The 412-nt window shown below is 32.8% G+C and carries 1 pseudogene; it reads left to right on the plus strand.

The features are described 5' to 3' along the window. A pseudogene (locus SBH76_RS13515) lies at positions 1 to 412 on the plus strand (IS1634 family transposase); the annotation flags it as partial.

The following is a 412-nucleotide window of genomic DNA, read 5'->3' on the forward strand; positions in this document are numbered from 1 at the left end:
AATCGGAAAAGCCATATATTAGAAAAGTTATTGAAGAAATGAAGCAACGACACAACGTATCAGGCAAGACAATTCAGGTGGCTGATAAAGGACTTAATTGTGCAAGAAATATTTATGCTGCAGTTAAAGAAGCTTGTGACGGCTATATATTTTCAAAATCAATACATGGTAAGAATTTAAGTGAAAAGGAAAAGAAATGGGTTCTACTTGAGAATGATACAAATGTCTTTTTTAATTACACTGATGAAAGAGGCAATATATCATTTCGTCTTAAATCATGTATTGACAGCTTTGATTACAGTTTTAAAGAGATTGATCCGGAAACAGGAAAAGAGAGTGTTACAAGGTTTTCTGTAAAAGAAAAGCGTATCGTCTCTTATAATCCTAACCTTGCAAAGAAACAAAGGCTTGA

It is taken from the genome of Lachnoanaerobaculum sanguinis, assembly GCF_033242365.1.
GTDB classification, from domain to species: Bacteria; Bacillota; Clostridia; order Lachnospirales; family Lachnospiraceae; genus Lachnoanaerobaculum; species Lachnoanaerobaculum sanguinis.